We start from the raw sequence: 1,860 nt of genomic DNA, 5'->3' as shown, positions 1-1,860 counted from the left end.
TGAATAAGGAATTACGCCAACAAATCCCTATTGGTCAAAAAGGAAAAAGATGGAGTCAAGAAATTTGTAATAGTTGCATTGTGCTTAATTTTGCCATCTGGAATCAGCAATTTACAGCATGGCCGATAATAAGATTGTCTTGAGAAGTTTTCTTTTTTAGGATAAAATTGTCTTATGGATACATCAAGACTTAAAAAATTCGCTCAGTATGCCCGTCGTTATCTCAGAGAACAGATGACGACTAAGTTAGAAGTGGTCTTAGCTGAAAATAGCGCCGCAAGACGAGAAAATCCCAAAGCTATCAGCAAGTTAGCCGAAAAAATCGAAGTTTTAGGCAAAGAACAGCTTATTGAACAGGTTGCCTATACTTGGTTTAACCGTTTTTGTGCCTTGCGGTTTATGGATAGCAACCGCTATCACTCCATTAGGGTTGTGTCCGCTGCTGAGGGGCAGTTTCAGCCAGAAATCTTGGCTGAGGCGAAAACGGGACATATTGACGAGGAAATGCTGAATAAACAGGTCAGAAAGCAGATTTTTGATTTATTAAGCGGAACTGCACCGAGTTATGATGCTCAAGGGGAAGCCTATCGTTTATTAATTGTAGGAGTGTGTAATTATTATCATCAGTTGATGCCCTATTTATTTGAACGAATTGATGATTATACCGAGTTATTGATGCCCGATGATTTATTATCGGGTAATTCAATTTTAGCTTATACTCGTGAGGCAATGACTCCAGAAAATTGTGAGAGTGTGGAGGTGATTGGGTGGTTATATCAGTTTTATATCTCTGAGAAAAAAGACGAAGTTTTTGAGGGACTAAAAAATAATAAAAAAATCACTCCCCAGAATATTCCAGCGGCAACTCAGTTATTTACTCCTCATTGGATTGTCCGTTATTTAGTAGAAAATTCCCTGGGGCGTTTATGGATGTTAAACCGTCCTCAGTCTCGGTTAGTTGAGTCAATGTCCTATTATGTGGATAGTGGGAAGTGGGAAGTGGGAGATGGGTACTTAAAAATCAACTCGCCTGAAGATATAAAAATCTGTGATCCTGCTTGTGGTTCGGGACATATTTTAGTCTATGCTTTTGATTTACTTTATGCAATATATGAGGAAGAAGGTTATACAGCAAATGAGATTCCTAGCAAGATTTTAACCCATAATCTCTATGGCATAGAAATTGATGAACGGGCGGGAAGTTTGGCAGCATTTGCATTAACCATGAAAGCGAGGGAAAAGGAAAGACGATTTTTTCGTAAACCCATCCAGCCTAATATTTGTGTGTTGAAAAAAGTTGAGTTTTCTGAAAAAGAGCTACAGCCTTATCTAGATTTTGTCGGGCGCGATTTGTTTACTGCGCCTTTATTAGAAACACTACATGAGTTTAAGGAGGCGGATAATTTTGGGGCCTTAATTCGTCCTACGGTGACGGATGTACAGGGGATGATAGGGTTATTAAATGAGCGCAATGTCGCTAGTCAGTTATTGTTATATAAAACCCACGAGAAGGTAATAGATGTGTTAAATATGGCGGATTTTTTAAGTCCTAAGTATCACCTTGTTGTGGCGAATCCCCCCTATATGGGTAACAAGGGGATGAATAATCGGTTAAAGGCTTTTTTACAGGATAATTATAGTGAGGTAAAATCGGATCTATTTTCTGCTTTTATGGTGCGGATTGTAGAAATGACTTTACAAAAAGGTGAAATAGGTTTTGTTACTCCCTACGTTTGGATGTTTATTTCTTCTTATGAAAACTTAAGAAAGTTTATTTTAGAGAAAACTACAATAACTAGCTTAGTTCAGTTAGAATATAATGCTTTTGCTCCAGCTTGTATTCCAGTTGCTACCTTTACC

1 protein-coding gene is annotated in these 1,860 nt (G+C 38.0%); it reads left to right on the top strand.

The features are described from left to right. Nucleotides 1-174 precede the first annotated feature (174 nt). The coding region (gene pglX, locus PX636_RS07425) for a BREX-1 system adenine-specific DNA-methyltransferase PglX (protein WP_288116625.1) at nucleotides 175-1,860 on the top strand (1,686 nt) is incomplete at its 3' end.

The organism is Microcystis sp. M53598_WE2 (assembly GCF_030067735.1).
In the GTDB taxonomy this organism is placed as follows: Bacteria; Cyanobacteriota; Cyanobacteriia; order Cyanobacteriales; family Microcystaceae; genus Microcystis; species Microcystis aeruginosa.
The sequence above is the reverse complement of the archived record's forward strand: the minus strand, read 5'-3'. Positions and strand labels throughout refer to the sequence as shown.